This is a genomic window from Defluviimonas sp. SAOS-178_SWC (genome assembly GCF_039830135.1).
GTDB lineage: Bacteria > Pseudomonadota > Alphaproteobacteria > Rhodobacterales > Rhodobacteraceae > Albidovulum.
Map to the genome: position 1 here is coordinate 3,720,990 of NZ_CP156081.1, position 22,728 is coordinate 3,743,717.

The 22,728-nt window shown below is 65.6% G+C and carries 21 protein-coding genes; 9 read left to right on the forward strand and 12 right to left on the reverse strand.

The features are described 5' to 3' along the window. Positions 1-94: 94 nt before the first annotated feature. The 6 genes from V5734_RS19190 (at position 95) to V5734_RS19215 (ending at position 7,038) form a co-directional block, all read left to right on the forward strand. Complete coding sequence (locus V5734_RS19190) at positions 95-1,114, forward strand: BMP family protein (RefSeq protein WP_347311208.1); 1,020 nt, start codon at positions 95-97, stop codon at positions 1,112-1,114. Next, positions 1,114-2,658 carry an ABC transporter ATP-binding protein gene (locus V5734_RS19195; protein WP_347311209.1) on the forward strand — a complete coding sequence of 515 codons (1,545 nt, stop codon included), beginning with the start codon at positions 1,114-1,116 and terminating at the stop codon, positions 2,656-2,658. The genes V5734_RS19190 and V5734_RS19195 overlap by 1 nt, the downstream gene beginning before the upstream one ends. After that, positions 2,648-3,697 carry an ABC transporter permease gene (locus tag V5734_RS19200; protein ID WP_347311210.1) on the forward strand — a complete coding sequence of 350 codons (1,050 nt, stop codon included), beginning with the start codon at positions 2,648-2,650 and terminating at the stop codon, positions 3,695-3,697. Before V5734_RS19195 ends, V5734_RS19200 begins: the two co-directional genes overlap by 11 nt. Continuing rightward, the gene (locus V5734_RS19205) at positions 3,697-4,641 is read left to right on the forward strand and encodes an ABC transporter permease (protein ID WP_347311211.1); all 945 of its coding nucleotides are present in this window, start codon (positions 3,697-3,699) and stop codon (positions 4,639-4,641) included. Before V5734_RS19200 ends, V5734_RS19205 begins: the two co-directional genes overlap by 1 nt. Continuing rightward, on the forward strand, positions 4,642-5,907 hold the full coding sequence (locus V5734_RS19210; RefSeq protein ID WP_347311212.1) for an amidohydrolase family protein: 1,266 nt from the start codon (positions 4,642-4,644) through the stop codon (positions 5,905-5,907). Between the two features lie 276 nt (positions 5,908-6,183). Continuing rightward, entirely contained in the window at positions 6,184-7,038 is an 855-nt protein-coding gene (locus V5734_RS19215; protein WP_347311213.1) for a class I SAM-dependent methyltransferase, read from the forward strand. A 72-nt stretch (positions 7,039-7,110) separates the two neighbouring features. On the opposite strand, the gene V5734_RS19220 is transcribed toward V5734_RS19215, so the two are convergent. The 7 genes from V5734_RS19220 to V5734_RS19250 all read right to left on the reverse strand — a co-directional run bounded on the left by V5734_RS19220 (position 7,111) and on the right by V5734_RS19250 (position 14,259). Further along, positions 7,111-7,878, reverse strand: coding sequence for a DUF1523 family protein (locus V5734_RS19220; RefSeq protein WP_347311214.1), 768 nt, complete (start codon positions 7,876-7,878; stop codon positions 7,111-7,113). A gap of 10 nt (positions 7,879-7,888) precedes the next feature. Then, positions 7,889-8,167 (reverse strand): hypothetical protein, encoded by a 279-nt coding sequence (locus tag V5734_RS19225; protein WP_347311215.1) that lies wholly within the window; start codon positions 8,165-8,167, stop codon positions 7,889-7,891. Further along, entirely contained in the window at positions 8,164-9,537 is a 1,374-nt protein-coding gene (locus V5734_RS19230; protein ID WP_347311216.1) for a DUF6638 family protein, read from the reverse strand. Before V5734_RS19230 ends, V5734_RS19225 begins: the two co-directional genes overlap by 4 nt. Before the next feature lie 151 nt (positions 9,538-9,688). Beyond that, on the reverse strand, positions 9,689-10,045 hold the full coding sequence (locus V5734_RS19235) for a hypothetical protein (RefSeq protein ID WP_347311217.1): 357 nt from the start codon (positions 10,043-10,045) through the stop codon (positions 9,689-9,691). After that, positions 10,042-11,979 carry an AAA family ATPase gene (locus V5734_RS19240; protein WP_347311218.1) on the reverse strand — a complete coding sequence of 646 codons (1,938 nt, stop codon included), beginning with the start codon at positions 11,977-11,979 and terminating at the stop codon, positions 10,042-10,044. The genes V5734_RS19235 and V5734_RS19240 overlap by 4 nt, the downstream gene beginning before the upstream one ends. A gap of 75 nt (positions 11,980-12,054) precedes the next feature. Further along, a complete protein-coding gene (locus V5734_RS19245) occupies positions 12,055-13,182 on the reverse strand; it encodes a hypothetical protein (RefSeq protein ID WP_347311219.1) in 1,128 nt (375 codons plus the stop codon). Beyond that, the gene (locus V5734_RS19250; RefSeq protein ID WP_347311220.1) at positions 13,183-14,259 is read right to left on the reverse strand and encodes a hypothetical protein; all 1,077 of its coding nucleotides are present in this window, start codon (positions 14,257-14,259) and stop codon (positions 13,183-13,185) included. 169 nt (positions 14,260-14,428) lie between these two features. Here V5734_RS19250 and V5734_RS19255 point away from each other — a divergent pair, with 169 nt between their 5' ends. Continuing rightward, the gene (locus V5734_RS19255) at positions 14,429-15,715 is read left to right on the forward strand and encodes an acetylornithine deacetylase/succinyl-diaminopimelate desuccinylase family protein (RefSeq protein WP_347311221.1); all 1,287 of its coding nucleotides are present in this window, start codon (positions 14,429-14,431) and stop codon (positions 15,713-15,715) included. Positions 15,716-15,772: 57 nt separating this feature from the next. Here the strand turns inward: V5734_RS19255 and panC are convergent, their stop codons facing one another. Together panC and panB are read right to left on the reverse strand one after the other, a co-directional pair. Beyond that, positions 15,773-16,615, reverse strand: a complete 843-nt coding sequence (gene panC, locus V5734_RS19260; protein WP_347311222.1) for a pantoate--beta-alanine ligase — start codon at positions 16,613-16,615, stop codon at positions 15,773-15,775. Then, positions 16,612-17,439, reverse strand: coding sequence for a 3-methyl-2-oxobutanoate hydroxymethyltransferase (gene panB / locus V5734_RS19265; protein ID WP_347311223.1), 828 nt, complete (start codon positions 17,437-17,439; stop codon positions 16,612-16,614). The genes panC and panB overlap by 4 nt, the downstream gene beginning before the upstream one ends. Before the next feature lie 162 nt (positions 17,440-17,601). Here panB and V5734_RS19270 point away from each other — a divergent pair, with 162 nt between their 5' ends. Continuing rightward, on the forward strand, positions 17,602-19,074 hold the full coding sequence (locus tag V5734_RS19270) for an ABC transporter substrate-binding protein (protein ID WP_347311224.1): 1,473 nt from the start codon (positions 17,602-17,604) through the stop codon (positions 19,072-19,074). A 25-nt stretch (positions 19,075-19,099) separates the two neighbouring features. Here the strand turns inward: V5734_RS19270 and V5734_RS19275 are convergent, their stop codons facing one another. Beyond that, complete coding sequence (locus V5734_RS19275) at positions 19,100-19,909, reverse strand: class I SAM-dependent methyltransferase (RefSeq protein ID WP_347311225.1); 810 nt, start codon at positions 19,907-19,909, stop codon at positions 19,100-19,102. Positions 19,910-20,023: 114 nt separating this feature from the next. Here V5734_RS19275 and V5734_RS19280 point away from each other — a divergent pair, with 114 nt between their 5' ends. Further along, the gene (locus V5734_RS19280) at positions 20,024-20,365 is read left to right on the forward strand and encodes a cupin domain-containing protein (protein WP_347311226.1); all 342 of its coding nucleotides are present in this window, start codon (positions 20,024-20,026) and stop codon (positions 20,363-20,365) included. Between the two features lie 13 nt (positions 20,366-20,378). On the opposite strand, the gene V5734_RS19285 is transcribed toward V5734_RS19280, so the two are convergent. After that, positions 20,379-21,284, reverse strand: a complete 906-nt coding sequence (locus V5734_RS19285; RefSeq protein ID WP_347311227.1) for a L,D-transpeptidase — start codon at positions 21,282-21,284, stop codon at positions 20,379-20,381. A 185-nt stretch (positions 21,285-21,469) separates the two neighbouring features. Beyond that, positions 21,470-22,672, reverse strand: coding sequence for an aminopeptidase P family protein (locus V5734_RS19290; RefSeq protein WP_347313671.1), 1,203 nt, complete (start codon positions 22,670-22,672; stop codon positions 21,470-21,472). Positions 22,673-22,728: the final 56 nt, after the last annotated feature.

Below are 22,728 nucleotides of genomic sequence, written 5' to 3' on the forward strand. Positions count from 1 at the left end.
GTTCGGCGGCATAGAATCTTCTTGCGCGAATCTGCGGGAACTTTACCAATTGATAAAATTTGACGCCACGTAAGCGAACCAACAGGGGCTGCACATGATCAACGCACCGAAGTCCGGTCTCAACCGGCGCCATCTCATGGCCAGCGCGGCGGGCATCGCCGCGGCCGGCATTCTGGGCCTGCCCAAGCGTGCCCTCGCCGCCGACCCGATCAAGGTCGCGGGCATCTACACCGTACCTGTCGAACAGCAATGGGTGAGCCGCATCCACCTGGCCGCCATGGCCGCCGTTTCGGCCGGCACCGCCGACTATGTCTACACCGAGAATACCGCCAACACCGACTATCCGCGCGTCATGCGCGAATATGCCGAACAAGGCTACAAGCTGATCATCGGCGAGATCTTCGGGGTCGAGCAGGAAGCGCGCGAGGTCGTGGACGAATATCCCGACGTTGCCTTCCTGCTCGGCTCGTCCTTCCTGCCGGACGAGGCGCATCCGAACCTCGCCGTCTTCGACAACTACATCCAGGACGCGAGCTATCTCTCCGGCATCATCGCAGGCGCCATGACCAAGGGCAATATCGGCATGGTCGGCGGCTTCCCGATCCCGGAGGTCAACCGCCTGATGCACGCCTTCATGGCCGGCGCGCGCGAGATGAACCCCGACATCAAGTTCCAGGTCTCGTTCATCGGCTCGTGGTTCGATCCCCCGAAGGCCAAGGAAACCGCCTTCGCGATGATAGACGGCGGCGCCGACCTTCTCTACGCCGAGCGCTTCGGCGTCTCGGACGCGGCGAAGGAGAAGGGCGTTCTGGCCATCGGCAACGTCATCGACACGCAGGCGGACTATCCCGACACGGTCGTCGCCTCCGCGCTCTGGCATTTCGAGCCGACGCTGAACGCCGCACTCGCCAAGGTCGCGGCCGGAGAGTTCAACGCCGACAACTACGGCACCTATTCCTTCATGAAGGAAGGCGGCTGCTCGCTCGCCCCCCTCGGTACGTTCGAAGGCAAGGTACCCGAAGCCGCGCTGGCGCTGGTCGCCGAACGTGAGGCGGCGATCAAGGATGGCTCCTTCACAGTCGAGATCAACGACGATGAGCCGAAGTCGTCCTGATGGCTGAGAAGACTGGGGCGGAGGTCGTCCTCCGCCTCGACGGCATCACCAAGCGGTTCGGCCCGCTCGTCGCCAACGACGCGATCTCGTTCGAGCTGAGACGGGGCGAGGTCATCGCCCTTCTCGGCGAAAACGGCGCGGGCAAGACGACGTTGATGAACATCCTCTTCGGCCATTACACGGCCGACGAAGGCCGCGTCGAGGTCTTCGGCAAACCCCTGCAACCGGGCCATCCCCGCGCGGCGCTCGCCGCCGGGGTCGGCATGGTGCACCAGCATTTCACGCTCGCCGATAACATGACGGTGCTGGAGAACATCCTCGTTGGCACCGGCAGGCTTCTTTCCCCACGCCTCGGCAGCGGCGCGGCCCGCGCCAAGGTCGCGCGGCTGTCGCAGGATTTCGGCCTCTCGGTTCATCCTGACGCCAGGGTCGGCACGCTCACCGTCGGCGAGCGCCAGCGGGTGGAGATCCTGAAGGCGCTCTATCGCGACGCCCACATCCTCATCCTCGACGAGCCCACCGCCGTCCTGACCCCGCAGGAGACGACGGCGCTTTTCGAGACGCTGAGAAAGGCCGTGGCGCTCGGTCTCTCGGTCATCTTCATCTCGCACAAGCTTGGCGAGGTGATGGCGATATCCTCCCGCGTTCTCGTCCTCCGCCACGGGCGACTGGTGGGCGAGGTCGCGACCGCCGACACCGATCGCCACAAGCTCGCCGAGATGATGGTCGGGGCCGAGATCACCGCGCCGCGCCTCTCCGAACGCACACCCGGCCCCGCGCTCCTGACGCTGTCCAATGTCGACACTCTCCGCCGGGGCAACGCGCCGGGCCTCGCGGGCGTCAACCTCACCCTGCGGGCGGGCCAGATCACCGGCCTCGCCGGCGTCTCCGGCAACGGACAGGCCGCGCTCGCCGCGCTAATCGGCGGACTGGAGAGCCCGGCCCACGGCGGCATGGAACTGCACGGGGACGTGCCCGCCGACTGGTCGCCGCGCGCCGCCCTCAGCGCCGGCATCGCCCGCATCCCCGAGGACCGGCACCGGACCGGAACTGTCGCGGATTTCACGCTGACCGAGAACGCCGTCCTCGAAAGCTACGCGCAGCCCCCTTACAGCCGGAAGGGCTGGATGGACTGGTCCGCCGCCGAAGGTTTCGCCCGGAAGATCATCGAGACCTACGATGTCCGCTGCCCCGGCCCCGCCGCCCGCATCCGGCTTCTCTCCGGCGGCAATATGCAAAAGCTGATCCTCGGCCGGGTGCTGGAAGCCGGGCCGAAGATCATCCTCGCCAACCAGCCGGTGCGCGGGCTCGACATCGGCGCCGTCACCTTCGTCCACAACCGCCTGATCGCGGCGCGCGACGCGGGCGCGGCAGTCCTGCTGATTTCCGAGGATCTCGACGAGGTCATGGCGCTTTCGGACGTCATCCACGTCATCTACGAAGGCCGCCTCTCGCCCGCCTTCCCGCGCGGATCGAAGACGCCGGCCGAACTGGGCACATGGATGGCCGGCCACGGCTTCGGGGAGGCGAGCGATGCGGCTTGAGCCGATCCCGAACCCCTCCGCGCTCCGCCGCATCGGCCTTCCGGCGGGGGCGCTGGCGCTGACGGTACTCATCGCCTCATTTCTGGCGCTTCTGGCAGGCGCCAATCCCTTCGCCACGCTCGGCCTGATCCTGAAGGGCGCCGTGGGGTCGAAATTCGCCCTTCTCGAAACACTGAACCGTGCGACGCCGCTCATCTTCACCGGCCTTGCCGTCGCCGTCGCCTTCCGCGCCAAGCTCTGGAATATCGGCGCGGAGGCGCAGCTTTACGCGGGCGCCATCGTCGCCGTCCTGCTTGGCACCGGCGCGTTGCCCCTGCCCTCTGCGCTCCTCCTCCCCGTCATGGCCCTTGCCGCGATGCTCGCGGGTGCGCTCGTCCTACTCGGCCCGGTCCTTCTCAAGACCCGCCTCGGGGTGGATGAGGTCGTCACCACGCTCCTCTTCAACTTCATCATGCTGCTCTTCGTCTCCTACCTCCTAGAAGGGCCGATGAAGGACCCGATGGGCATGGGCTGGCCGAAATCCTCCGCGCTTGAAAAAGCCGCGCGCCTGCCACGCATCGTCGAGGGGTTGCGGCTCCACTGGGGCTTCGGCCTCGCCATTCTCTCGGCGATCGCCGTGTGGGTGATCCAGACCCGCACCACGCTCGGCTACGAGATTCGCGCCGTCGGCCTCAATGCCGAGGCCGCGCGCTTTGCCGGCATCCCGGTCGGCCGCGTCATGGTCAAGACCGCGCTCCTTTCCGGTGGCCTCGCCGCCCTCGCCGGCTTTTCCGAGGTCGCGGGCCTCAAGGGCAACCTGACCTTGGACCTCTCGCCGGGCTTCGGCTACACCGGCATCATCGTCGCGATGCTGGCACTCCTGAACCCGCTCGGCGTCGTCGTCTCGGCCCTCTTCGTCGCGGGCGTCTTCGTCGGTGCCGACAGCATGAGCCGCGCGGCGGGCGTGCCGACCTACATCGCCGATATCCTCCTCGCGACCGCGCTCCTGACCATGGTGCTGGCGCTTCGCCTCACCACGACCCGCATCCGGTGGCGCTGATGGATATCCTCGACATCCTCCTCTCGGCAAGCTTCTGGGCCGCCGTCATCCGCATCGCCTCGCCCCTGATCTTCGCCACACTCGGGGAACTCATCTGCGAACGCGCGGGTGTCCTCAATCTCGGGATCGAGGGGATCATGGTGATTGGCGCCTTCGCGGGCTGGATGGCGGTCTATCTCGGCGCCGGGCTCTGGGCCGGGGTTCTGGTGGCGATGCTCGCGGGCATGCTCTTTGGCCTTCTCCACGCCACGCTGACCGTGCCCTTCGGCCTTTCCCAGCATGTCGTCGGCCTCGGCATCACGCTTCTGGCCACCGCCACGGCCAGCTTCGCCTACCGCCTGTCGCTGCCCGAAGTCACATCGCCGCCGAAGATCGAACCCTTCCAGCCCTGGGAGATCCCGGTTCTGAGCGACATTCCCCTTCTCGGGCCGGCGCTCTTCTCCCAGACGGCGCTCACTTACCTCGCCTTCATTCTCATCGCGGTAGTCTCTGTCGTCCTTTACCGCACACCGCTCGGCCTCGCGCTCAGGGCGGCTGGCGAGAACCCCGCCTCGGTCGAGGCGCAGGGCCTTTCCGTCACCGCGATCCGCATGGGCGCGGTGGTCGTCGGCTCCGGCCTCATGGCCGTCGGCGGCGCCTTCCTGACCATGTCCGCCTTTTCGAGCTTCTTTTTCGAGATGGTGAACGGGCGCGGCTGGATCTGCATCGCGCTCGTCGTCTTCGGCGCATGGAAGCCCGGAAAGGCCGCGCTCGGCGCGCTGCTCTTCGCGGCCTTCGACGCGCTGCAGGTCCGGCTCCAGCAGACGCCGATGGGAGCGCTTGTTCCCTACCAGGCCTTCCTTATGGTGCCTTACGTCCTCTCCATCCTCGCCCTCGTCCTCATGTCGCGACGGGCCGAGGTGCCGGCCGCGCTGATGGTCCCGTTCAACAAGGGGGAACGCTAGATGTTCGACCTGATCGTCAAGGGCGGCACCCTGCCCGACGGCTCCGTATCCGACATCGCCATCACCGGCGACCGCATCGTCGCAACCGGCCGGGTTGAGGGGGAGGCGCGCGAGGTCATCGACGCGACCGGCGATCTTGTCTCACCGCCCTTCGTCGATCCGCATTTCCACATGGACGCGACGCTCTCCTACGGCCTGCCGCGCGTGAATGCCTCCGGCACGCTCTTCGAAGGCATCGCGCTCTGGGGCGAGTTGCGCGAGGTCGCGACAGTCGAGGACATGGTGGCCCGCGCACTGACCTATTGCGACTGGGCGGCCTCGATGGGCCTCCTGGCGATCCGCACCCATGTCGACACCACGCCGCACCACCTGCGCACCGTCGAGGCGATGCTGGAGGTGAAGCGGCTTGTGGCCGGCTACATCGACCTGCAACTCGTGGCCTTCCCGCAGGACGGGCTCTACCGGACCGCGACGGGGCGCGAGAACGTGATCCGCGCCCTCGACATGGGCGTCGATGTCGTCGGCGGCATTCCCCATTTCGAACGCACGATGGAAGAAGGGGCGGACTCGATGCGCGACCTCTGCCGCATCGCCGCCGAAAGAGGCCTCAGGATCGACGTCCATTGCGACGAGACCGACGAGCCGATGAGCCGGCATGTGGAGACGCTGGCGCGCGAGGTGACGCGCCACGGCCTTGGGGGTCGGGCGGCCGGGTCACACCTCACTTCGATGCATTCGATGGACAACTACTATGTCTCGAAGCTCCTGCCGCTGATCGCCGAAAGCGGCATGACGGCGATCCCCAACCCCTTGATCAACATCACCCTGCAAGGCCGCCACGACACCTACCCGAAACGCCGGGGCCTGACGCGGGTGAAGGAGATGCAGGCCCACGGGATCACGGTCGGCTGGGGGCAGGACTGCGTGATGGACCCCTGGTATTCGCTCGGCACCGCCGACATGCTCGACGTGGCCTTCATGGGCCTTCACGTCGCGCAGATGACCCACCCCGAGGAGATGGCGCGCTGCTTCCGCATGGTGACGGAAGACAATGCGCGGATCGTGGGGCTGGAAGGCTACGGGCTGAAGAAGGGTGCTACAGCCTCACTCGTGATCCTCGATGCGGGCAATCCGACCGAGGCGTTGCGTCTCAGGGCCGAACGTCTTGTCGTCATCTCCAAAGGCAAAGTGATCTCGCGCCGCAAGCGCAACGACGCACGGCTCGATCTGCCGGGGCGGCCGGGACGCGTGCGGCGGCGGCTTTAGTTTCCCTGAGACGAACGCTCGGACCGAACGTCGTGCAGACGGAAGAGGCCGCGACCGGCGTGGACGGTCTGTCGGGCGCCGTCATTGCCCAAAAGAATGCTATTGGCGGCGGCGCGAAGTTTCAGCACCCTGTGCAAGTCGAACCGCGACGCCGGCCGGCCTTCGCTACAGGCCGTGCCCGTTTCCGGCACGTTGATAGCGTATCGGAACGCCCGCTGCTATTTTCATGATGCAACGTCAGCGCAGGTTCAGAATTTGCCGAAAGGAGAATGACCGATGGCGAGCTCCGAGGAAATCAATGCCGACATGCTCGGGTTCTGGAACGGGCACGGAGGCCGGACCTGGGTGGAGCGGCAGGCGCACACCGATACAACCCTTGAGCCGGTGATCGCGGCGTTGATTGCCTTCGCCGCACCCCGCAAGGGCGAACGCGTCCTGGACGTGGGATGCGGATGCGGCGCGCCGACGATGGATTTCGCGCGCAGGGTTGGAGCCTCCGGGCGGGTCGTCGCGATTGACATCTCGTCGCCGATGCTGGCCGAGGGGCAGGCGCGCGCCGAGGGCGAAGGGCTTTCCAACATCGAATGGCGGGAAGCCGATGCCGCCTCTGATACGCTCGAGGAATATGATCTCCTGACCTCGGCTTTTGGAACGATGTTCTTCGGCGACCCTGTCCGCGCCTTCGCCAACATGCGAAGCGCCGCCGCCCCCGGTGCGCGCATGGCGATCATCTGCTGGCGATCACTTGCCGAAAATCCGTGGATGGGCGTGCCGATGGCCGCCGTCGCACGCCACCTGCCGCCGCGCCCCGCACCCGTCCCCAACGCCCCCGGCATGTTCGGCTTTTGCGACCCCGAGCATGTGACCGCGATCCTCACCGCCGCCGGCTGGGCGCCGCCGACTTTCCGCAAGCTCAACCTCGACCTCGACATTGCGGCCGGCCGCGGACTGGACGAGGCGGTGGATCAGGTAACCAAGATCGGCGCGGTGAACAGCTGGCTTCGCAGCCAGCCGCCAGAGATCATCGCTACGGCCGTGGCGTCGCTGCGCCAGACGCTCGCAGAGCACACGGATGGCCCGAACGTCCGTCTGCCCGCGGCGATGTGGCTGATCGGCAGCAGGCCGGCCTGACGACGGGCTGGCATCCTCGGTCTTTGACTACCGAAACCGGCGCGAAACGGCCAGATGCCGGTTCGTTTGACCTCACCCTCTCGGTTTGCCCTTCCACGTCCCGAGCCAGCCCAGGAACCGCCCCCAGACGCCGCGCGCCCTCGACGCCGCCTCGTCGGCCCGGTCCTCGACCCCGTCCCAAGCCTCGCCCATATCCTCCAGCACCGGGTCGATGGAGCGTTCGCGGAACTGAAGCCACATCCGCCGGATCATCAAGAGGATCAGGGCCAGCACCACGAAGAAAACAATGTTGAACCACGGGATGATCGTCGCGTCCGGCCCAGCCACCGGCTTGATCGAGATCGCGTTGGGGAAGGCCGAGAAGTAAACCATCCTCCAGCCGTAATGGGTGACCGACACCCATTTCGGCGCCTCGGCGGTGGACTTGTTGTCCTCCGCCTGCGTCTGCAGGTTCGCGGTGTCGAACTTGAAATAGGGCGGCCAGGACCAGCTCGTATCCTCGTTGCGGTAGACCATCGGCTTGCCGTTGGCCTTCACCGCCTGAATGAACTGCACGTCGCGGTTGATGAGCCCGGTGGACTGATCATCCGGGTTGGCCCAGAAGATTCGTGTCCAGTCGTTCAGGTCCTGCCGCTCCTGATAGGTGTTCACGATCCGCACGATGTCGTGCTGCGGCAACGTGTAATGCAGGAAGGCCGCCACGAAGAGGAAGACGACGATGCGCCAGCTCCAGGTCAGGACGCGCCGCCCCCGGCTGCCCGCGGGGTAGATCCAGTGCAGCACTCCGATGAGCACCGCGACGGCGAGGATGACGATCCCCCAGAACGTATAGCCCGACATCGCACTTCTCCTACTGGGCGTTCACAAGATAAAGGGTCACAAGGACGACGACGATCGGGATCACGTAGACCAGCAGGATCAGCTTCCTGCGCAGCCCATGCTCGTAATCCCGCATGCCGGCTTCGATATAGGCGTCGCGCGCGTCCGCATCACCCCCTTCCGCGTTGTCGGCGTCCCACTCCTTCTCCAGTTCCTCACGCCGGACCGAACGGGAGTAGATCGACAGGAGCAGATAGGCCACCGACAGGCCGATAAAGCCGAAGACGGCAAGGCGGAGAAAGGCGATCATCTGCGCTCCTTACGGACGGCGCCCCACGGGCCGACGATCTCGACGATATCCTCCCGCCGCCCGATGGGCCAGCCCGGCCGCCCGGACGGCGCGCCATCCATCCCCGGTTCGGGGCCGAATAGCGCGCGCCGCGCACCGGCCTTGTCGATCTGGTATTCGCGTTCGAGGTAATCGGCCACGTATTGCTTCTTCGCCTCCGGCCATCCCCGGTAGAGGTGATAGAAAAGCTCCTTGTGGCAGATGAAAAGCTGGCGCAGGTCGAGCGTCGAAAGCTCCGCCAGAAGCATGTTCACAAGATCCCGGTCGGCATGGGGCTTGGCGCGGAGCGTGTAGAAATACGACGGATGCGCCGAGGTGATGCGCGGCCATTGCCCGCCCGTCTCGACCCACCTCAGAAGGGCTGCAAGCCCCTGGAACTCCTCCGGCAGCCGCGCCCCGAGCGCGTTCGCCGCGATCCTCAGGTCACGGCGCGACCCGTGGCCGATATCGAGGCCCAAATCGGCTGCGGCCGAGACGACGATGAAATCCATCTTCTGCCGCAGGATCGCTGCCGCGTCGGCGCCGGGCGCGTTGACGATGGGCTCCACGAGGTCGTTGATCTCGAGGAACTTGGCGATCTGGTTGCGGTCCTTCATGTCGAAGACATAGCGGATCGGCAGCGCGCCCAACGCCGCCTTCGGCCCGACCGAGATCGCCGCCGGATGGTCCACGTCGCGGAAGATGTAGATGCCGCCGAAATGCGCGGTCCAGAAGTTGCCCTGATCGAATGTCGTTGCCTTCAGCGTGATCGGATTGCGCGTCACATCGCCGGTCTTCCGGGCGAGCGTGATCATGTCGGCGATGAGCACGTCATCCCACCAGCCGTCCTCCTCGGTCCGGAACCGCTCGATGAGGCCGGCGAGCTTTTGCCCCTCGGCCACATGGTTCCCGGTCGTATCGGCCACCACCGTCACCCGGCGGATATCGAACAGCTTCGTCGGAGAGGTCAGGTCGAAGACGGTATTCTCCAACTCCCCCGCCACCGCATCGCGCGCGGTGAGCGTGAAAAGCTGCGCCTCGTTCTCCTCGATGAACTTCGTGAGGATCCCGCGCGAGGTGGAGAACTTCGCGTTCAGAAGCGGCGCGTTCTTCTGGTCGGTCGTCAACAAGATGAACTGCCGGTTGCAGCCATTGGGATTGAGGTAGAGGTCGTCGCTGAGCTCATCGCCAATCTCGGGGGAGTAGCCCGAAATGTCGATATGGAAGTCGGAAAGCTTCGTCTCCTTTCCCGTCAGCGCCTTCAGCGCCCGGTTATACCGCTCGATCAGCGCCGGGCTTTCGACCGGGATCAGGTTCCCGAACATCAGGCCCTTTTCGATGAGGCGTTTCATTCGGATAAGCCTCCAACGGTCGTGAACAGCGCAAATGGCAGCGCCCGGCCTGCGGGGTGGGCGAGAAGCGCCCGCCCCGGGGGGGCGGGGCGGGCGCTGCCCGTGGCAAGCCACGGGCGAAGGCCGAATTGCGCGAGACCGTTCATACCGTTCAACCTCGTGCCTTTCGCTGCAAATACCGCATCAACCACAGATCGGCTGGCAACCATGCGAGCGCAGAAATCACTGTGCCCAATAAGGCGGTTAAGAGAACTTCTCCACCGGACCAGATCAGCATAGCCTTATTTGCTGGCACCCATATCAAGCCCGAGACGACCAACGACAGAGCGAAGCTGACGAGCAAGCTGCGGCGGAGCAGCAGCGACCATACCTGCCCAAACTCCTCTTGAGTTGGAAGCTCCCGGCTCGCCTCTTTCACGATGCTGAAGCCGAGTCCGATGGCGGTGACCAGACCGGCTGCCAGGAAAAAGACCCACCCCGGGTTTTCAAGGAAGACTGCGCTGATCACCCCTTCCCCTCCAGATACCGCCGCTTTGCCTCCTCCTGCCGCCGGAAATCCCGCACCATGTTCTCGATGGCCACCTCGTCCGACTTGTCGGCATAGCGGAATTCCGAATCCGCGTAGCGGTTGATCTCCTGCACCACCATCTCCACCGTGATCGGCCTCTGCAGGTCCGAAATCATCGCCTTCTTCTCGTCGTAAGACTTGAAGAGGAACAGAGCCGGCTCCTCCATCCACTCATCCGGCAGTTCGAAATCCATCGCCCGCACCTTCACCGCGTCGGTGATGTTCTTCACCGCCCGGCCGGTGAAGCGCTCATCGGCCTCCTGGATCGCCTTCAGATAGGCGCCGAGCTTGGCGATGGTGTCGAGTTCCCCGATGGCGTCGCGGACCTGATCGAAGACCTTTTCGAGACCATCTTCGAGGGGACGTGAATGCTTCTCGAAGCTCTCCGCCACCGCGCGCTTGATCTCCTGCGCGGCGTAAAGCTCATGATCACCGAGCGGGATCGCATGGATCTTGCCGAGAAGGAGCGCGAGGATGTCGATGTAATCCTCACGGCTCTGCGGCCCATCGACCAAAAACCGCGCCCCGGCCCGCTGGCGAAGCGCGTCGTCGACGTTCTCGGGGTAGTTCGAGAACATGCCGAAGGTGCAGTTCCCCCGCACCACCGTATTCGCCCCGGCGAAGGCCTCCATCAGCACGGCGGTAATCTCCTGCTGCCCCGCCGAGGACTGCCGGTCGCCCCGCTTGCCCGCCACTTGGTCAATGTCGTCCACAGTGCCGAAACCGATCACGGCGGGGTCCATCACGTTGTTGATGAAGGCCTTCGCGTTCTGCCCCGACTTGCCCTGATAGCTGTCGACATTGTCGATACTCAGGTTCTGGTAGCGGAACGGGTAGTTCGCGACCTTGCAGTAGTCGTTCAAAAGCCCCGCCATCATCTGGATCAGCGTGGTCTTGCCCGTCCCCGGCTTGCCGTCGCCCATGAAGGTGAAGATGAAGCCACCGAGTTCCGCGAAGGGGTTCAGCTTCCGCTCGAAGTCATAGGCCATGAGCATCTTGGCCAACCGCATCGCCTGGTACTTGGCGATATGGTTGCCGACGACCTCGTTCGGCTTCTTGAAGGTCATGACGAGCGTGGACCCGCGCGCCTTCCGCGCCGGCTCGAAGCCCGAGATCGGGAAATCGTCGGCCTCGACCCGGTAATTCGCGCCCGTGAACGCCTCCAGCCGCGGCGCGGCGGCGGCACGGAGCCTGACCTTCTCCATCAGCTGCTCGGCATAGGCGAGGACCACCGCCACCAGCTTCGGCTCCTCGGTGGCAAAGACCGCGATGTCCTGATCCAGCTCCCAGAGCGCGCCGTGAAGCGCGAGCTGCGCATTGTCGGTCAAGACCTCGTCGACCGATCCGATCTCCACCGTCACCTCACTCGCATGCGCGGCCAGAAGGAACGCGGTCGCGTTGGCGAAGACCGAGAGCACGGCAAGGGCCTCCGCCGCCAGAAATTCGGAAAACTCGTTGGCGCGCCCCGCCGGCAGCCGGTTTTCGAGATTGGCCTTCTTCAGCTCGACAAGCCCGGTCTGGTCCGAAAAGGCATCGCCGACCGAAAGCGCGATCGCCAACGCGCGGCGGAGCGCCTGCAACACCGTCGCCTCGACGGGCGCCACGATCGGGTCGTCGCCGCCGATCCCCTCGATCCGCTCGATCAGCCGCACCCCCTCGGGCCGGGCCACCGACCGCGTCACCAGCCCCGGCGTCGTCGAGCGGAACCTCGGACTCGCGCCGATGCCGGGCGAGCGCTCTGACGGCTTGTCCACGACTTGCGCCCTGGCCAGACGCGGCGTGTGGTCGAAGCCTTCCAGCATCGAGGCCGCCGCCGCGTAATGCGCCCGGATCTCCTCTTCCTTCAGCTCCATCTCATTCCGCGGCGCACTCATCTTCCACCCTGACCCTCTGTCTTCATCTTGCCGAAAATACCTCACGGGGGTCCGGGGGTGTGAAACCCCCGGCCGCTATCCGTAGACAAGCACCCGGCCCTCCTTGCCGACGACGAATTTCCGCATGTCGCGAAAGCCGGCCGGATCCTTCTCGGCGAGAACCTGGAACGGTCGCTGCGGCAGGATCAGGCTCCGCGTCACCCGAGTCGCCCCGGTCTCGACCCCGCGCCCTGAAAACGGATCGAGCCGGAAGACCTCGCGCTCGGTCGAGGTGAACCAGCCCTTCTCGACCTCCACCCGCTCGCTTTCCAGCTCCTCCATCGTCCAGGCCAGCGCCCAGTCCTCGCCCACCGGCGACTTCGCCTCCTCCAGCACCTCGCGGATCGGTCCGGTCTGGAGCGTGAAAGCGTTGGAATACATCGGGCCAAGGTGCAGCCGCCTGAGCCGCTTAGGGTGGAGATCGTCGAAATCCGTGTCGAACCCCTTGGCGATGGTGACGAGCTTCAACCCGCCCAGAGACTGCGCCATCAGATGCGCCTGCGCTGCCGGCCAGCGGCGTTCGTCCAAGGGCAAGGCCTTGCGCCCCGAATCCACGACCTCCATGAGATATAGGACCGGCACATTGAGCTGGCTGTCATAGACGCCCCAGTGCAGGAGGTATCCGCGCCGCCCGCCGGATATTTCGGCAATGAACTCCGCCTGCGGATGCATCTGGGCGAAGTAGAGCCCGCCCTTTGCCAGCGATTCATAGTAAAGCCGCTGCGACAGCGCGTATTGCAGTCGCGTCGGCACCACCCGCTCGCCGACGATCTGGCGCACCATCTCGTCCTTGAGCCGGTCAGCCTCCGGCAGCCCGTCGAGATGCCGTCCCGCCTGCGCGGCATCGTTCGCCATCGTGACGAGCTCCTGAAAGATCGGAAATCCGCTTTCGTGGAGGTCGATGGTCAGGTGCTTCTGCCCGATCCCGTCGAGACGGCCCGAGACGAGGTATTTGAGGCTCAGCGCCTTGAACGTCCGTGCGATGGCGCGGACGTAGCCCTCCAGCACATCGGCATCCATCGCCGAAAAGGCGCGGTCCTTCTCCATCTCCACGGCGACGCCCGACAGCAGCTTGGTGATCGTCTCGAACTTGGCGAAATACCGCCGCGCCGCCAGATCGTCGTCCAGCGCCCTATGGTCGGTGGTCAGGTCAAGGTCGGGCACTCAGCCACCATAGAGGTTCTTGTCGTGCTTCTCGACAATCGCCGCGAAGCGCCGCGCGAAGCGCTCGTCGGCCTTGGCCTTCTGCTCCAGCACCTTGCGGGCGAAGACCATCTGGTCCTCGTGCGCCTCCAGCATCTCGGCCATCCGCGTGTTCGTGGCAGCGCCGATCCCGGCCATGGCGGCCTGCGCCTCCTGATCGGTCTTGACGCCGATCTCGTTGATCTTGTGGGCCACGTCCTGCTGCTGCGCGGTCTTCAACGATTTCGTCAGCGCGTCGTAGAGGACCACCCGCTGCTTGGTGTCGGTCTGGAGCTTGTTAATCAGCACCATCTGCGTCGCCGCCTGGTTCTGAAGGCTGTCGACCCAGGTCTTGCCCTTCTCGATATAGCGCTCCAGCGTCTGGGACTTGGCGAGCTTCACCTGCTCGTCCTGCACCATCGCGTTGTATTGCTTGTTCAACTCCGCGAGCTCGCTTTCCAGCTTGGTCCGCGCCGCCGCGTCCTGCTCGACGCTGATCCTGTTCTCCAGCTCGATGATCTTCGGGTCCATCGCCTGGATGTCGCGGCGCAGCTGTTCCAGCTCGCCCACCGTGACCTCGCGGTCGCCGAGGGTCTCGGTCAGGTTCGCCTCGACCTTGCCCTTGTGCGCGTTCAGCACCTGCAACTGGCCTTCGAGAAGCTTCACGATCACGTCGGACTTGCCGATCAGGTCCTGCAACTTGTCGTCGATCGAGGCGCCGCGCAGGCGTTCCTGCCGCATCGCTTCGGACTTTCCGGCGGCGAAGATACCGACGAAGCTTTCCCACCCGGTCTTCGAGCGCATCTCGTCGAAATCCTTGGAAAAGCCCGCCGTCACGTCGTCAAGCCCCATGATCAGCTCGGCGATATTCGCGTTCATGATCTCGGCATGCCTGTGCACGTCGTCGAGGGTCGCGTTCTCGATGTCGATGGCGACGTCGTCGCCGGTCTTGAGCTTTGCCCGCGCCGTTTCGATCCGGCTCGTCAGTTCGGAAATCTTCGCCTGGGCATCGGCCACCTGCTTCTGGCTCTCCAGGATCTGGGCATCGAAATCGGACATGGACACTCCCTAATGTTAATCTATTTTACAATGATAGGGACGGGCGACCGCCTTTTCATCCCTGCCGTCCGAAAAACTTATCGCAAAACCACGCTGATCGTCATCCTACAATTGCGGAAGGAATGGTTAGCCGTTGCGGGCGGACCGGCGCTGCGATTAGCCTTGGCCCATGTCAGCTTCACTCGACCAACGCCTCGCCACCGAAGTCGCCGCCCGACGCGACGACCTGATCGCCCTGACCCAGGACCTGATCCGCATTCCGACACTGAACCCACCCGGGCGGAACTACCTCGAAATCTGCGAGTACCTCGCCGAGCGTCTTGGTCGGGGCAGCTTCAAGGTCGACCTGATCCGCGCCGAGGGGGCGCTCGGAGACAGCGCCGCCCATCCGCGCTGGAACCTCGTCGCCCGGCACGAGGGCGGGGGCGCAGGCGACTGCGTCCACTTCAACTCGCACCACGACGTCGTCGAGGTCGGCCACGGCTGGACCCGCGAGCCCTTCGGCGGAGAGGTCGAGGGCGACCGCATCTACGGCAGAGGGTCGTGCGACATGAAGGGCGGCCTTGCGGCGTCCATCATCGCCGCCGAGGCCTTCATCGCCGCCTGCCCCGGCTATCGCGGCGCCATCGAGATCAGCGCCACGGCGGACGAGGAATCCGGCGGCTTCGGCGGTGTCGCCTACCTCGCCGAACAGGGCTGGTTCTCGCCCGAACGGGTCCAGCACGTCATCATCCCCGAGCCCCTTCACAAGGACCGCATCTGCCTTGGCCACCGCGGCGTCTGGTGGGCTGAGATCGAGACCAAGGGCCGCATCGCCCACGGCTCCATGCCCTTCCTCGGCGACTGCGCCGTGCGACACATGGGGGCCGTGCTCGCCGAGATGGAGGCGACGCTCTTCCCGCTTCTCGCCACCAAGCGGACCGAGATGCCGGTGATCCCGGAAGGCGCGAAGCAATCGACGCTCAACATCAATTCGATCCACGGCGGCGAGGCCGAGCAGGACGAGAACTATACCGGGATGCCGGCCCCCTGCGTTCCCGACCGCTGCCGCATCATCATCGACCGGCGCTACCTGATCGAGGAGGACCTCACCGAGGTGAAGCGCGAGGTGACGGCGATGCTGGAACGGGTGAAGGCGGAGCGCCCGACCTTCGACTACGAGGTCCGCGACCTCTTCGATGTGCGCCCGACCATGACCGAAAAGGACGCGCCCATCGTTCGATCGACCGCCGCGGCCATCGAAAAGGTGCTGGGGCAAGCGGCGGGCTACGTCGTCTCTCCCGGCACCTACGACCAGAAGCATATCGACCGGATCGGGCGGCTGAAGAACTGCATCGCCTACGGGCCGGGCGTTCTCGACCTCGCCCATCAGCCCGACGAATGGGTGGGCATCACCGACATGCTCGACAGCGCCAAGGTCATGGCGCTTGTCCTCGCCGAACTTCTCGCGCCATAGGTTTCGTCGGTGCCCTACAGCACCGGGGGTCCGGGCCGCAAGATCCGGAAACGGCCGTCAGCGCGTGACGTCGATATTGTCGATCAGCCGCACCCCGCCGAGCCAGGCGGCGGCGAGGATCCGGGCGGGCCGGTCCAGCATCTGAAGCGGCTCCAGCCCCTCGGCGCCGCGAAGCTCCAGGTATTCGACCTCGCCGAAGCCGGCGCGCTGCACCTCCTGCCTCGCGCGGGTCAGCGCCTCCGCTACCGGCGCGCCGTTTCGGATCACGGTGCCGGCCGCCGACATCGCCCGGTGGAGCGCCGGCGCCGTGGCGCGGTCGGCGGCCGAAAGCCGGGTGTTGCGCGAGGACATGGCAAGCCCGTCGGCCTCGCGCAGGGTCGGGCAGCCGGTGATGGCGACCGGAATGTTCAGATCGCGCGCGAGGCGGCGGACGATCTGCAATTGCTGCCAGTCCTTCTCGCCGAAAAACGCCCGGTCCGCCGCAGTCATCAGGAAGAGCTTGGTCACCACCGTCGCCACGCCGTCGAAATGGCCGGGCCGGAACATCCCTTCGAGTTCGGCGCTGAGCCCCGAAACGCGGACACTCGTCGCGAAGCCCTCGGGATAGACGACCTCCGGCGGCGGCATGAAGAGAAGATCGACACCGGCGGCGGCGAGCATCCCGGCGTCGCGCTCCTCGGTCCGGGGATACTTGGCGAGATCCTCGGGATTGTTGAACTGCATCGGGTTCACGAAGATCGTCGCGATCACCCGATCCGTTCCGGCCCGGGCCGCCGACACGAGGCTCAGATGCCCGGGATGAAGCGCGCCCATCGTCGGCACGACACCCACGGACTGCCCGGCTGCCTTCCAGCCCGCGACAACACCGCGGAGTGCCTTCACGTCACGGACGGTTCTCATTTGCGCTGGGGCTCCTCGCCGAAGACATGTTCGGGGCCGGGGAAGGTGCGCGCCCGCACCTCGGCCGCATAGGCGGCGATGGCGCGGTCGGCCTCTTCGCCAAGCTCCGCATAGCGCTTGACGAATTTCGGCCGGAACGCCGTGAAGAGGCCGAGCATGTCGTCCACGACCAGCACCTGCCCGTCGCAGGACGCCGAGGCACCGATGCCCACGGTCGGAATATCGACCGCCCGGGTGATCTCGGCCGAAAGCGCATCGGGAACCTTTTCGAGAACGACCGAAAAGGCCCCGGCGGCGGCGACCGCACCGGCGTCGTGGCGGATGCGGTCGGCATCTTCGCCCCGGCCCTGAACCCGGTAACCGCCGAGCGTGTTGACCGCTTGCGGCGTCAATCCGATATGGGCCATCACCGGGATGCCGCGCTGGGTGAGAAACCCGATTGTCGGCGCCATATGCGCCCCGCCTTCGAGCTTGACCGCCCCTGCCCCGGTTTCGGACATCAGCCGCGCGGCATTGCGGAAGGCCTGGTCCGGCCCCTCCTCGTAGGATCCGAAGGGCATGTCGACGACCATCATCGCCCGGTCAAGCCCGCGCGCCACGGCCTGACCGTGCAGGATCATCATCTCCATCGTCACGCCGAGCGTGGACGGCAGGCCATGCAGCACCATGCCGACGCTGTCGCCGACGAGGACCATGTCGCAATGAGGATCGACGAGCCGCGCGACCGGGGTCGTGTACGCGGTCAGCATCACCAGTGGCGTGCCGCCTTTCCGCGCGCGGATATCCGGCGGCACAGGCCGCTTCGTCTCACTCGTCGCACTCATTCCGCTTCCTCCCCCCGCGGCTCTCCCCAAATGATAGCTGCACCGCAGCATCGTTTCCAGCACTCTCTTGCCCCCCGCGCTGCCAGCCGCGCTTGATCGCGCGCGAAAACCGGCCAAAGATGACCCATCTCCGCCTGCCAACGAAGACAAGGGAGTCTCGGAATGCTCGACCGTCTGACAACAACCGCTGCCGCGCTGGCGCTGATGACCGGGGCGGCGCTGGCCGCGCAGGACACGATCACCCTCGGCATGGTGCTGGAGCCACCCAACCTCGACCCGACCGGCGGCGCCGCGGCGGCCATCGACGAGGTGGTCTATGCCAACATCTTCGAGGGGCTCACCCGGTTCGGCCCCGACGGCTCGGTGCGCCCGGCGCTGGCCGAAAGCTGGGATGTGGATGCCGAGGGCAAGGTCTACACCTTCCACCTGCATGCCGGTGTGACCTTCCATGACGGCACGACGATGGACGCCGAGGACGTGAAGTTCTCGCTCGACCGCGCGCGGGCGGAGGACAGTACCAACGCGCAGAAGGCGCTTTTCGCCGGCATCGCGGATGTCACGGTCGTCGACCCCCTGACGGTTCAGGTGACGCTCTCGGACCCGAACGGCAACTTCCCCTACAACATGGCCTGGAGCGACGCGGTGATCGTCGCGCCGGAATCGATCGCGACCGATGCCACCAACCCCATCGGAACCGGCCCCTTCAAGTTCTCCGGCTGGGTGCAGGGGGACCGGATCGAGATCGTCCGCAATGACGCCTATTGGGGCGAACCGGTGGCACTTTCCAAGGCCACCTTCCGCTTCATCTCCGACCCGACGGCGGCCTTCGCCGCGATGATGGCGGGTGACGTGGACGCCTTCCCGAACTTTCCCGCGCCGGAAACGCTGCCGCAGCTGGCCGCCGATCCGCGCTTCAAGGTCATCGTCGGCTCGACCGAGGGCGAGACGATCCTGGCGATGAACAACAAGGAGCCGCCCTTGGACAACGTGAAGGTGCGCGAGGCGATCGCCCACGCGATCAACCGTCAGGACATCATCGACGGCGCGATGTTCGGCTATGGCACACCCATCGGCACCCATTTCGCCCCGCACAATCCGGACTACGAGGATCTGACGGCACTGTCGGCCTACGCCCCCGAGAAGTCGAAGGCGCTTCTGGCCGAGGCCGGGGTTTCCGACCTGAAACTCCGCCTCGCGCTGCCGCCCCCGACTTACGCCCGGCGTGGGGGTGAGATCATCGCCGCGCAGCTGGCAGCCGTCGGCATCCAGACCGAGATCACCAATGTCGAATGGGCGCAGTGGCTTGAACAGGTGTTCAAGGGCAAGGATTTCGACCTGACCATCGTCAGCCATACCGAACCCATGGACATCAACATCTACGCCCGGCCCGACTATTATTTCCAGTACGGCAAGCCCGAATTCGTAGCGCTGATGGACAAGCTGAACCTCACGACCGACCCCGAAGGCCGCTCCGCACTGTTAAAGGAAGCGCAGGAGATGATCGCGAAGGACTACGTCAACGCCTACCTCTTCCAGCTCGCCAAGACCGGTGTGGCGAATGCGAAGATCGAGGGGCTGTGGGAAAACTCGCCAACCCAGGCGAATGACCTGACAGCGGTGCATTGGGTCGACTGAGCTACAGGCCGCGCCCCGACCGGCACTAGACGGGGGCACTTGCCCTCACGGCCCAGGCGCGGGCGGATAGCGGGATGCTGCCATCGGGCGCGCGCGGCAGATCGGCGTCGAGTTTCCGGCGCAGTTTTTCCCGTGCGTCGGGTGAAAGCCCCGCGCAATATCCCGGCGCTGGCCCGGCGCCGAGCGTGAAGGGATGCCAGAAATCCTCGAAGCTCGCGAACGGCGTCGGAACCTCGACCGCGACGACCTCGGCCTCCGGCCCCCACGCCCCGGATGCAAGCCCGGCCAGCGCTTCCCGCGTGCAGTCGGGAAAGCGGCGGTCCTCCGACAGCGTCTCGGCGGCGGGGTCAAGCGCGGCGGCGGCGCGCCAGAACGCGTGGATGAAGCCGACACCTCCTGCGGGGTAATCCCAGACGTAGAAGCCGAGCCGCCCACCGGGCCGGGCGATCCGAACCATCTCGGCAAGCATTGCGCCCTTGTCGGGAACGAAATTGAGGACAAGGCCCGAGACGACGGCATCGCGGCTTCGGTCCGGCAGGTCGAGCCGCTGGCCGTCGCCGGTCTGGAACGTGGCCCTCGGATCGGGACATTCACGCGCGGCGTGGCGCACGAAATCTTCAGACGTGTCGACCGAAAGGATGGTGCGCGGCCCCGCACCCTCCAGCACCGCGCGGGTCAACGCCCCGGTGCCGCAGCCGACCTCGAGCCAGTCTTTTCCCGGCGGAACCTCAAGCCAGCCCACGAACCGCGCAGCGATCTGACGGCTCCACCGGCCCATGTAAGTGTCGTAATTGCTGCCGCCCTGCCAGGCGTCGTGACGCGATGTTTCGGACATGGTGGGCCCCGCTCGAAAAGATCCGTCTTTGAAACGTTGAAAGGATACACCCCTTCCGCCGTGCTCGCCCGATCTTTATCGTCGCCCCGCAGTCCCCATGCCCAAGGTGATCCGATGTCCGGTTTTGTCCGCCTCACCCCTTCCGCCGCCTCAGCCGAAACCGACCGTCCCGCGCCGGAAAAGGTGATCTCGGGCGACCCGGTCCACACCACCTGGAACGTCGAGGAGCGGGACGGCCTTTATTGCGGCATCTGGGAATCTACGCCCGGCAAGTGGCGGATCAGCTACGATGAGTGGGAATATTGCCGCATCCTCTCCGGCCGCTCCGTCATCACCGACGCGAACGGGGCCGAACACAGGCTCGGCCCGGGCGACAGTTTCATTCTCCGGCCGGGTTTTTCCGGCACATGGGAAGTGATCGAGACGACGCGGAAGGACTACGTCATCCGCCTCTGAGCCGGACGCCGGCTCAGTTGATTTGCTGGAAGACCCCAGACGGGTCGGCCGCCGGATCGGTCGCGGCCGAATCCTCCGGCGTCACCCCGACGGTCGGCACGAATTTCGGCCAGGGGATGTTGCCGGCGGCGATCTGCGCCTGAACGTCGACCGGCAGCGAGGCGATCGGCACCATCAGCCCGTGGGCGTTCTCCACCATCGGATCTTCCGCGATCGCCGATTCGGCCGCCCCACGGACATGGACGCGCGTTCCGTTCGGCACCTTCTCGAAGAGGTCGATGATGTCCTGATTGAAGAGCCGGATGCAGCCCGCCGAAGTCGCGCGACCGATCGTCGAGGCGTTGTTGGTGCCGTGGATCCGGTAGAACGTGTCGCGCCCGCCCCGATAGAGGTAAAGCGCCCGCGCGCCGAGCGGATTGTCGAGCCCGCCGGGCAGGCCGCCCGCCACCGGGCCGTAGACATCGGGTTCGCGCCGGATCATGTTCTTCGTCGGCGTCCAGCTCGGCCAGACCTGCTTGCGTCCGATCACCGCGTCGCCGGAAAAGCCGTAGCCCTCGCGCCCGACGGCGATGCCGTACCGCGTCGCCGTGCCCCCTTCATGAATGTGGTACAGGACCCGCGCATAGGGATCGACGACAATCGAGCCCGGCTTGTCGGGGCCGAAGTAGAACACCTCAGTGCGCGGATTCTGCCCGGTCAGGTAACCTGCCGCGACGGCCGGGATCACCACGTCGGCGTCCTGCACGGACTGATAGCGGGCGACGACCTCGGGCGACACGACGGCCGGGGCAACGCCGGTCGTCGGGTCGAAACGTGATTGCTGGGTTGGGGCGCCGCAAGCGGCAAGCGAGGCGACCGCAAGAAGGGCGAAAACACGCGTGACGCCGAGGCGCCGCACAACTCCTGAAAAGACTGTCATGGCAGCGAGAGTATCCGTTCCTGTTGTCCTGTCGCCGCGCGAATCCCAACCGGAATCGCACCGGACGCATCCAAGCGCGGCATCGCCCTTCATGTCGACCCCTTCCGCGCCCGAGCGTCAAGGCCCGGACGGCGAATTTCCCGGCGCCGGGGCGTGGCGGCCACATGCCCCGGCGCCGGCTGCCTTCAGCCGACCACGTTGAATTCCGGGCCGTAGGGGTACTTGGTGATGTCCTCGTTGCCGTCCTCGGTGATGACGAGGATGTCGTGCTCCCGGTAGCCGCCCGCGCCCGGCTGTCCTTCCGGGATCGTCAGCATCGGCTCCATCGAGATCACCATGCCGGGTTTCAGCACCGTGTCGATATCCTCGCGCAGTTCCAGCCCCGCCTCGCGGCCGTAATAGTGGCTGAGCACACCGAAGGAATGGCCGTAGCCAAAGGTCCGGTACTGCAGAAGCTGACGCTCTTCTAAGAAGTCATTGATCTTCGCCGTCACCTCGGCGCAGGAGACGCCCGGCTTCAGAAGGCTCATCCCGTATTCATGGGCGGCCACGTTGGCCTCCCAGATCTTCAGGCTCGCCTTGTCGACCTCGCGCACGAACATGGTGCGTTCCAGCGCGGTGTAGTAGCCCGAGATCATCGGGAAGGTGTTGAGGGAAAGTATATCGCCCACCTGCAACGCCCGCGCCGTGACCGGGTTGTGGGCGCCGTCGGTGTTGATCCCCGACTGGAACCAGACCCAGGTGTCGCGGTACTCTGCCTCGGGGAAGCGCTTGGCGATCTCCAGCTCCATCGCATCGCGGCCGGCCATCGCCACGTCGATCTCGCGCGCACCGGCCTTCACCGCGTCGCGGATCGCGTAACCGCCCACATCGGCGACATTCGCCCCGTGCTTGATCAGCGCGATTTCGGCGACCGACTTGTGCATCCGCTGCTTCATCGTCGCCGGGGCGATATCGACCACCTTCGACGGCGACAGGAACGATTTCAGCTTGTCGGACTGCAAAAGCGTCAGATGATCCGCCTCGTAGCCGATGACGCGGCCCTCGCCCGTCACCGACAGGATCGCGCGCCAGTAATTGTCGCGCTGCCAGTCGGTATAGGTGATGTTGTCGCCGTGGCTGCGCCGCCAGGGCTGCGCCGCGTCGATACCCGCGCTGATCGTCACATCCTCGGTCGCCGTCACGACCAAGGCATAGGGCCGTCCGAACGAGCAGTAGAGGAAGCCCGAATAATAGGCGATGTTGTGCATCGAGGTGAGGACCACCGCCTCCACCCCCATCGCATCCATGATCACGCGCAGCCCGCCCAGACGCTGGGCATATTCCGACGCGGCGAAGGGCAGGATCTTCTCGCCCTGGTGAAAGCGGTATTGTTGTGGACGTTCCATCATTTGTCAGACCTCACTTGATGGGGTCCGGATCGCGTGCCCGGAACCCCCGAAAG

Excerpts from the sequence above, each read along its gene's own strand:
- V5734_RS19190 (WP_347311208.1), top strand. The coding sequence starts at position 95 with ATGATCAACGCACCGAAGTCCGGTCTCAACCGGCGCCATCTCATGGCC.
- V5734_RS19195 (WP_347311209.1), top strand. The coding sequence starts at position 1,114 with ATGGCTGAGAAGACTGGGGCGGAGGTCGTCCTCCGCCTCGACGGCATC.
- V5734_RS19200 (WP_347311210.1), top strand. The coding sequence starts at position 2,648 with ATGCGGCTTGAGCCGATCCCGAACCCCTCCGCGCTCCGCCGCATCGGC.
- V5734_RS19205 (WP_347311211.1), top strand. The coding sequence starts at position 3,697 with ATGGATATCCTCGACATCCTCCTCTCGGCAAGCTTCTGGGCCGCCGTC.
- V5734_RS19210 (WP_347311212.1), top strand. The coding sequence starts at position 4,642 with ATGTTCGACCTGATCGTCAAGGGCGGCACCCTGCCCGACGGCTCCGTA.
- V5734_RS19215 (WP_347311213.1), top strand. The coding sequence starts at position 6,184 with ATGGCGAGCTCCGAGGAAATCAATGCCGACATGCTCGGGTTCTGGAAC.
- V5734_RS19220 (WP_347311214.1), bottom strand. The coding sequence starts at position 7,878 with ATGTCGGGCTATACGTTCTGGGGGATCGTCATCCTCGCCGTCGCGGTG.
- V5734_RS19225 (WP_347311215.1), bottom strand. The coding sequence starts at position 8,167 with ATGATCGCCTTTCTCCGCCTTGCCGTCTTCGGCTTTATCGGCCTGTCG.
- V5734_RS19230 (WP_347311216.1), bottom strand. The coding sequence starts at position 9,537 with ATGAAACGCCTCATCGAAAAGGGCCTGATGTTCGGGAACCTGATCCCG.
- V5734_RS19240 (WP_347311218.1), bottom strand. The coding sequence starts at position 11,979 with ATGAGTGCGCCGCGGAATGAGATGGAGCTGAAGGAAGAGGAGATCCGG.
- V5734_RS19250 (WP_347311220.1), bottom strand. The coding sequence starts at position 14,259 with ATGTCCGATTTCGATGCCCAGATCCTGGAGAGCCAGAAGCAGGTGGCC.
- V5734_RS19255 (WP_347311221.1), top strand. The coding sequence starts at position 14,429 with ATGTCAGCTTCACTCGACCAACGCCTCGCCACCGAAGTCGCCGCCCGA.
- panC (WP_347311222.1), bottom strand. The coding sequence starts at position 16,615 with ATGAGAACCGTCCGTGACGTGAAGGCACTCCGCGGTGTTGTCGCGGGC.
- panB (WP_347311223.1), bottom strand. The coding sequence starts at position 17,439 with ATGAGTGCGACGAGTGAGACGAAGCGGCCTGTGCCGCCGGATATCCGC.
- V5734_RS19270 (WP_347311224.1), top strand. The coding sequence starts at position 17,602 with ATGCTCGACCGTCTGACAACAACCGCTGCCGCGCTGGCGCTGATGACC.
- V5734_RS19275 (WP_347311225.1), bottom strand. The coding sequence starts at position 19,909 with ATGTCCGAAACATCGCGTCACGACGCCTGGCAGGGCGGCAGCAATTAC.
- V5734_RS19280 (WP_347311226.1), top strand. The coding sequence starts at position 20,024 with ATGTCCGGTTTTGTCCGCCTCACCCCTTCCGCCGCCTCAGCCGAAACC.
- V5734_RS19285 (WP_347311227.1), bottom strand. The coding sequence starts at position 21,284 with ATGACAGTCTTTTCAGGAGTTGTGCGGCGCCTCGGCGTCACGCGTGTT.
- V5734_RS19290 (WP_347313671.1), bottom strand. The coding sequence starts at position 22,672 with ATGGAACGTCCACAACAATACCGCTTTCACCAGGGCGAGAAGATCCTG.